3 protein-coding genes are annotated in these 9,204 nt (G+C 55.6%); all 3 read left to right on the plus strand.

All coding sequences use genetic code 11. The features are described from left to right. The first annotated feature begins 38 nt into the window (after nucleotides 1-38). Nucleotides 39-6,671, plus strand: a complete 6,633-nt coding sequence (locus AOY23_RS21125) for an Ig-like domain-containing protein (RefSeq protein ID WP_235501694.1) — start codon at nucleotides 39-41, stop codon at nucleotides 6,669-6,671. 140 nt (nucleotides 6,672-6,811) lie between these two features. Then, nucleotides 6,812-7,675, plus strand: a complete 864-nt coding sequence (locus AOY23_RS21130; RefSeq protein ID WP_081005698.1) for an OmpA family protein — start codon at nucleotides 6,812-6,814, stop codon at nucleotides 7,673-7,675. A gap of 615 nt (nucleotides 7,676-8,290) precedes the next feature. Continuing rightward, on the plus strand, nucleotides 8,291-9,204 hold a 914-nt coding region (locus AOY23_RS21135), incomplete at its 3' end, for an ABC transporter transmembrane domain-containing protein (RefSeq protein WP_268807335.1).

Below are 9,204 nucleotides of genomic sequence, written 5' to 3' on the forward strand. Positions count from 1 at the left end.
AACTGACGCTGGACTTCACACCGCCGGACAGCAGCAAAGTGAGCATTACCAACGTCATTGATGACGCGGGGACGGTCACGGGCAATATTGCCTCCGGAAGCGTAACGGACGACAACACACCGCTGATTAAGGGGACGGGCGCGGAACAGGGCGACATTATCACCGTGTACAACGGCAGCACCATTATTGGTTCTGCAATCGTACAGAGCGATGGTACCTGGTCACTGCAAGTCAACACGGCGCTGGCGGATGGCACATACCGACTGACGGCGAAAGAAACCGACAAAGCGGGTAATGAAACATCGCCTTCGGCGGAATACGTGATTCAGATTGACGCTGGCGGACAACCGCTGCCGCCGACGCTGACCAGCGTTGTTGATGATGTGCCGCAACACACCGGTGCGCTGCAGAGCAACGAGGTGACCAACGACAATACCCTGACATTGACCGGTACCGCCGAAGCGGGCGTGACGGTCAATATCTACGGTGGTGTCAATGGCACAACGCTGCTGGGTTCAACCACGGCGGATGCCAATGGCGACTGGACTTACACCACGCCGATACTGCCAGATGGCCAGCACACATTCGTTGCTGAAGCCGTTAACAGCATCGGTCAGGTGAGCCCGCAAACCGGAGGCTTCCCGGTCACGGTGGATACCAGCGCACCAGGTGCTGTGTCTGACTTCGTGGTCACCGACGATCAGGCGCCGCAGATTGGTAACCTGAACAATGGTGATACCACTAACGATGCAACGCCGAAGATCAGCGGTATCGCCGAGTCTGGCAGTATTGTCCATATCTACGTCGATGGCGTAGAGAATGGCTCAACAACCGCCGATGCCTCGGGTAACTGGAACTACACCACCACGTCAGTGGCAGATGGCCAGCACACCTTTACGGCGCGTGCTGAAGATACTGCAGGCAACCTGGGCCCGGTAAATACCGGTACGACGGTTATTGTGGATACCTCGCTGGTATCGGTCACCATCACTAACGTGAAGGATGATGTGGGTGCGATTACTGGTAATGTGGCAGCGGATAACGTGACTGACGACGCCCGTCCGGAAATCACCGGTATGGCGAAAGCAGGTAGTATTGTCACCATCAAAGATGGCAGTACGGTTCTGGGCTCCACCACCGCGGAAGCAAACGGAACCTGGAGCTTCACACCGGCGACTAACCTGGGTGACGGTGCACACAGCATCACAGCAACCGCAAGAGATCTGTCGGGTCAGGAAGATACGTCCAGCGCCTTCAACTTCAGCGTGGATACGGCGGCGCCAAACCGTCCGACGATTGATTACGCAGAAGATCAGGTGGGTGCCGTTCAGAATGACCTGAGCAACAACGGCTATACCGATGATCCGCAGCCAATTCTGCACGGTACGGCAGAAGCGAACAGCATCGTCAACATCTATACCGCAGACGGTACGCTGATCGGTTCTGCAACGGTCAGCAGCAGCGGGGCGTGGAACTTCAAGCCGGGCAGCAAACTGCCTGAAGGCAAGAACACCTTCTACGTCACAGCGAAAGATGCAGCCGGTAACGTCAGCGACAAGTCTTCGGACTTCGTGGTGAATACCGACTACACCTCACCGGATGTCAGCAAGGTGTCTATCGACACCGTGACCGACAACTATGGTACGGTGCAGGGTTCGGTCTCGCACGGCGGCGTGCTGGACGATCCGCGTCCGGTCATCGGGGGTACCGGTGCTGAACAGGGTGACGTCATTATCGTGTACACGACGGATAAAGACGGTAACACCAAGGTACTGGGTTCCACCATTGTGGATGTCAACGGCAGATGGACACTGACGCCGTCCGAATCCCTGTACGCGGATTCCATTAACCAACTGTCTGTCGTCGAAACTGACAGCGTTGGCAACGAGGCGAAACCGTCAGGCACGTACGACGTAACACTGTCTAACCCGCCTGCGGCGCCGGTGATTGATGGCATGACCGACGATACCGGTTCGGCGAATGTCGAACTGGCTATCAACGGCGTGACCAAAGACACCACACCGACACTGCACGGTACCGCACCGGGCGTGGCTGGCAACATCGTGACCATTTACAACGGTAACCAGGTTGTGGGTACAACCACGCTGGATGCGAGTGGTAACTGGACCTTCACGCCGCAGCCTGCACTGGCCGATGGCACGTACGACTTTACCGTCACGGTGAAAAACACCGCCGGTCAGGAAAGTGCGCAGAGCCCGTCGTTCGGCATCGAAATTGATGCGACGGCACCGGGTGCGGTCACGGATCTCACGATCACTGACGACGTCGGTACCATCACCGGTACGTTGAGCAACAACGACGTCACCGATGACAACAAACCGACCTTCGCAGGTAAGGCGGAGCCAAACGGCATCGTCAACATCCTCGATAACGGAACCGTCATCGGTAGTGCCGCGGTGGATAACTTCGGTAACTGGAGCTGGACGCCGACGACAGAACTGGCGGATGGTGCACATCAGTTCACCACCACCGTTACTGACAGCGTGGGTAACACTGGCGCGCCAACATCACCGGTGAATATCACCGTCGATACACAGGCACCGGGTATTACGCTGGCCATTGACGGCTATCTGGATGATGTCGGTACTAACAAGGGTGTGATAACCACCAGCGGCAGCAGCACTGACGATACGTCGCCGGTTCTGAGAGGCAGCTGGACGGGCGATCTGGGTTCTGCGGAATACATCAAGATCTACCAGGATGGCATCTTCCTCGGTAACGCGACGCTGGATCGTGGTCAGCACACCTGGACGCTGGATGTGTCGGGTCTTGAAAATACGAAGACGTATCAGTTTACCGCGTCAGCCGTTGACGCTGCCGGTAACGAATCTGCTCAGAGCCCGGCCTTCTCACTGACGATCGACCTGGATCCGCCGACCCAGACCGTTACCATCACCAGTTACACCGACAACGTCGGCATGGACACTGGCAACATGGGCCCGAACACCTCCACTGACGACCGCCAGCCGGTGTTGAACGGCAAGATCGTCGGTGCTGCGCTGGAAGCAGGTGATGAGGTTCGTATCTACGATGCCAACACCAATACGCTGCTTGGTACGGCAACGGTGAGCGGTGACAGCTGGAGTTTCGAACTGCCTGCGCTGAATGACAATACGACCTATAACTTCCGTGCGGTCGTCTCGGATAGCGCCGGTAACGAAGGCACCACGTCCGGCAACTTCACGCTGACGGTGGATCTGACTGTGATCGTTAACGCCCAGGATACGCTGGATACGACACCGATCATTTCCGGTTACACCGGTTTTGAAATCCAGCCGGGTGAGTACGTCGAGGTGACGGTTAACGGTAAGACCTACAGTTCGCAGAACGGACAGGTAGTGGTCGACCCGCGTAACAACACCTGGTATGTCCAGATCCCGGACGGCGATGCGCTGGCGGTAGGCAGATACGACGTTTCCTCGGTGCTGTACTCGGCGGAAGGGGTACGCATCACCACTGACGATACGACCAATGAACTGATTGTATCGCCGACACCGCAAGTGACGGTGGGTGCCGGTGGTGGCGACCCGGATCAGAAAGCAACGTCGGTAACGCTGAGCGAAGATGGTGTATGGCGTATCCATACTAACCAGACCATGCTGGATTCGACTGCGACATCTTCGTCCTCTCTAGGCGATTTTACGACGACGAAACTGGTGAGTAACTCCGGCTCGGGCTATGACGCCAACAACTACGTACAGAACGCCACCTTCATCGACTACAATCGTGATGGACTGATGGATCTGTTTACTGTTGACAGTAACTATAATGATGGTCAGCAGATGTTCTACTACAACGGTTCCAGCTATGTCGCCTATCAGGTAGGAGCAAGGACGAATTCGCCACAAACTGGCGACTTCGCTGGTGATGCGAACACTGATGGCAGTGCGAATACCTGGAGCTGGTATGGTGGTATCATCGCCATTGATAAGAACGGTGACGGTTATGTTGATATGGTCAACGGCGACCAGACGCCGAACGACTCTGCAATTCGTGACGGTTATGGTTCGCAGATTGTTCTGAACAACGACGGCACCATCGTCGGCATGGATAAAGACGGCACATTCGCCACAGACTATTCCGCTGACTCCAGCCATGAGCCTATCGGTCTGGATCAGTCGCAGCCGGATATGGAACTGTCGGGCGTGGACATCAACAACGATGGTATCGTCGACTTTGTGATGCACAGTCAGAACATCGTTGCGGATGGTTCTCGTATCGACAAGCCAGGGGCAACGGACAACTCTGCCGCACGAAGCGAAAACCAGGCACGTCTGGTTGTCGTAAACGGCACCAACAACGGCAACTGGCAGGTGACGCAGGTCGTCGATAACGTGTTCCAGCGTGGTACTGATAGCGATCCGAACATTGGTAACGGCGTGGCGATGACCTGGGGCGACTTCAACGGCGACGGTTACATGGATCTGTTCCTGGGCCGTGGTAGCGAAAGCACCACCTCGGCGTCGGGGGCAGGTAACAACGCCGGCGAGTATGCCAGCCGTATTCATTTCAACGACGGTACCGGCAAGCTGATGTTCAGCGACCCGGATAACAACGGCATCGGTAACCCGACCGGGATGTACACCTTCAACGATACGCTGGCAGGCGGGGCCTCCCTGGCGCTGGACTGGAACCACGACGGCAAGGTGGACATCATCGAAATGCCGGGGATGGAATCCACGTCGGGCGGTATCCGTGAGTCGGCAGCGACCGGCGCGGTGAACCTGTACACCAACACCTCGACGGGCGGTTCGACGAGCTTTACCACCTCCAATATGCTGACGCAGGTTGGTAAAACCACCATCGGTGGTTCGTCAACCGCTCAGCAGGTAACCGGTAGTGTCGCTATCGACATTGACTGGGACGGTGACCGTGATCTGCTGATCTTCACCAGCGGTGGTACCACTACGTACATCGAGAACAAGAACGATGTTTCGTATGGCTCGGCTATCCACCTGCGCATCCTCGATGAGGGTGGTATCAACTCACTGTATGGCAACACCGTACAGCTGATTGATGAAGCGACAGGTGCTGTGGTGGCAACGCAGATGATCAACGCCCAGTCCGGTAACCAGACGAACGACAGTACCGCTATGGTGGACTTCTACGGTCTGGATGCCAGCAAGTCGTACAGCGCGGTGATCCTGCGCTCCAGCGGCGGTGCGGTTGAGAACGTCGGCGGTGTTGCGTCGGTGAACGGCACAACCGTCCAGAACGTCAGCAAGGCGTGGGCAGGACTGACAGCGGGTGAAGCTAACCAGGCTTACGTACTGACCACAGAGTCCGAAACTAACGTGGCGAACGCCAGCACCACCGGCGGCACCAACACCACGGGTATTGTGGGTACCGGTTATAACGATACCTTCTTCGCGACCCTGGGTAATGACCTGTACAACGGTGCAGGCGGTACGCAAACCGTCTCCGGCGTGAAATCCTGGAGCAACACCGGTGGTCTCGACATCGTTGACTACAAGCTGGCAGGCAACGCCGCGCTGACCATTGACCTGAACAAGACGACCATGCAGAACACGGGCTTTGGTAGCGCCCGGTTCGTGAACGTCGAAGGTCTGGCGGGTGGTCAGGGTAACGATACCTTCACCGGTAACGCAGGCAACAACTACTTCGAAGGCCGCGGCGGGAATGACATCTTCAATCTCGACAATGCTAAGAATGGTGGTGGTCAGGATACCCTGATGTACCAGGTCCAGGCAGGCGGAAGCAGTAACGGTACTGGCGGTAACGGTAGCGATACGGTCAACGGCTTCTGGGTCGGTACGGTAGAAGCGACGAGCAGCGCGGATGCTATCGACGTCAGCAACCTGCTGGTTGGTTACTCTGCAAGCGCGGACGGTGCGGCTCACTACATCAACGGTGTTGCCACCATCGATGCGGGTGAAACCATCGGTCAGTTCCTGACGGTGACCTACAACGGTAAGGATACTGTCGTGTCCATCGACCGCGACGGCAGCGGCGGCGCCTACAGCGCGTCCACACTGCTGACGCTGACGGACACGGAAGCCGACCTCGCGACGCTGCTGGCTAACCACCAGTTGATTCTGAGCAGCGCGAACAGTGCCGGCACCGCGAACTTCAGCTCGCTGAGCGAAGGGATGACCGCCAACCTGTGGACCGGCTTCAACTCCGCAGGCGAGCAGCTGGAAAACATCACCACGCTTATCAGTACCAGCGGTGATGACGTCATCACGGATAACTCAGCGGATAACGTTCTTGAGGGCGGAGCAGGTGATGACACCTTCTACCTGATGAACGGTGGTAACGACACGCTGATGTACAAGGTGCTGGATGGCATGGGTAATGACAGTACCGGCGGCAACGGTCACGACGTGGTTCACTGCTTCAACGTGGGCAACGTGGCAACTGACAGTGACGCCGATACGCTCAACCTCAGCGATCTGCTGGATTACAGCGGTCCAATCTCCTTCTTCGAGAACAACGGTAAGACGGAGCTGGATGCGGTATCGAAAGGGCTTGAGAATTACCTGAAGACAGAAGTGGTCGGTAACGACACGGTCATCAGCATCGACCGTGATGGTCAGGGCGGACAGCATGGCTTCACGCAGGTTGTCACCCTGGCAGACGTACAGACCGATCTGGTCACTCTGCTGCAGAACAACCAGATCACGATTTAACCCGGTAATCCCCGCCATCTCCGGATGGCGGGCTATCTGTTCGCGCCCGCAGTCAGGGCGCGACGGAGGGGATAAGTGAGGCGAATTGTCTGGATGTTGTTATTTATCGATGAATTACTGGGTTAATCCGGGAGTGAAAAATGAAAGCAAGCTGTTTTAGTTTTAGCAAATTCACGTTGATTCTCTGCGCGCTGGCAGGGTCTGGCGCGTCTGTGGCGTCGGCTGAACCTTACCGCCCGGTTGCAGCAGTGGTACCTGAACAGGCACAGGTGGTGATGTACTATCCACAGGGAAGCGTGCCGGCGACGGTCTACGTAGACCGTGAATTGCAGTCTGCGTTACTGCCAGGTGAGTTTACTGTCTTTTGCGTGACGCCGGGTGCGCATGCAATCGAATCTGTTTTCAACGATCACCCGCTTTATCAGGGTAAACAAAACCCGACGCAGCAACTGCCTGCCGAGGGCGGTGAAACCTACTTTGTGCAGGTTAACCCCGGCACAACCGGCAACACGGCTGCACTGGAAGAGCGCCCGCAGGCAGAGTCGATTCTGAACCGCCTGCAAAAACACACCCGCCTTGTGAACCGCGCATCGCAGGTGAAGAGCTGTAATTACATCAACACCAGTGGTGTGGTGCTGATTCAGGAACAGGTTCTGTTCCGCTTCGCGAAGAGCGATGCGGCGGGGATCCTGCCTGCGTCACGCAGCAAGCTGGATAACGTGGTGAAGTTTATTAAGCAAGCCAATAACGTCAGCGAAATTCAGCTGATCGGTTTTACCGACGCCATCGGCAACCGTGACGCCAACCTGCGTCTCTCTGAAGCGCGCGCCAGCACCGTCCGTGCGTTGCTGATCGATCAGGGCATCAAACCTGCGATGATCAACAACACCATGGGGCAGGGCGTGGCACAGACGGCTGAAGGGTGCGGGACTCGCGCCAGTCAGCAGGATGCCGGATGTAACGTGAACAGTCGTCGCGTTGATATTCTGGTCAGAGGCAACTGAGTCATACTGCTTACCGTAAAGCGGGCCGCCGAAAGGGGCCCGTTTTTTTATGCCTTATTAAATGTATGCGATCAATCACATAATTATTTATATTTCCTCAGAGTGACATGAATATAACAATTCATTAATAATCGAAAGATATTCTTAGGATAATTTCTCGAATCCTGGCAATTATTTGTTTTTCAGACTTCGTGGCATTTTATTGCTGATAAAAACAGAGAATTTCTCTCAATTTTTAATACCCGGAAAGTCGGTAAGTTAAGCGGTAAACTCCTAATTTTTCTTAATTTTAAAGGGTGCTAAATAAGGCTATTCCTAGACGAAAATTGAGCAGGAATAGCAGGCGTTGTGATATAACAAGCAAAGGAAAAGCAACGTATCTATCGCATCGCTTTACAGTATTACGTAGGCCAGGGAACAATAATGAATGTTCAGAATTCTGCGGCTGAAATGTCCTCCTCTTCTCATTTCGAAAATATAGAAGACCACGGAAAAGATTCACTTCTGTGGGGYGTGGAGTGGATTTGCGCGCATCACACAAAACTGGTAAGYAAGGAAGTTTTATATTCCGGTTTACCCCGTACMGAAAGACTTGATCCCGAAACTGCCTTGCGCATGCTGGAACAGGTCGGTATTTCTGCGGGCTGGGTAAAGCGTGATCTGAATAAACTGTCTTCTTATCTTTTTCCGTTGTTGATTGCCCGTAAAGACGGAACCTATTGCATTCTGACGGCCCGCCGGGGAAAACGCGGTCATTACCTGTATCAGGTGGTGGTCCCGGAAAGCGGCGGCGCATTAATGCTTGCCGAAGCGGATCTGCTGGAAATCTACGCCGGGTACGCCCTGGTGGCGACGCCGAAACCCAAACTGGATGCGCGCGCGGATGATCAGCTGTTACCAAAAGGGCCGGGCGAAGGCCACTGGCTGTTTTCGACCCTCTGGCGCTATCGCCGCTATTTCTACAGCGCAGCACTGGCAGCATTGCTGGCGAACGTGCTGACGCTGGCGAGCACCTTTTTCACCATGAACGTATACGACCGCGTGATCCCGACGCAGGCATACGTCACGTTATGGTCGCTGGCGGTGGGCGTGATCATCGCCATCGTTTTTGAATTTACCACCCGCCAGGTGCGCACCTGGCTGATTGATGTCGCCGGGAAAAAAGCGGATCTGATCCTCGGTGCGAAGCTGTTCCGCCAGGTGATGGCGATGCGCATGGAGAATAAACCGCAGTCGTCCGGGACGTTTGCCAACCAGTTGCGTGATTTTGAAGCGGTGCGCGATTTCGTCACCTCCGCGACGCTGGCGACGCTGTCGGATCTGCCGTTCTGTGCGTTGTTCATGTTCATCATCTACATGATTGGCGGCGCGCTGGCGTATGTTCCGCTGGCGGCGATCCCCATCATCCTCATTGCCAGCGTGATTATTCAGTGGCCGCTGGGCCGCTACATGGAAGAGAACATCCGTGAAATCTCGCTCAAGCAGGGGTTGCTGATTGAGAGTATCGAAGGGCTGGAAGCGCTGAAAGC

The sequence above is a fragment of the Trabulsiella odontotermitis genome (assembly GCF_001297775.1).
GTDB classification, from domain to species: domain Bacteria; phylum Pseudomonadota; class Gammaproteobacteria; order Enterobacterales; family Enterobacteriaceae; genus Trabulsiella; species Trabulsiella odontotermitis.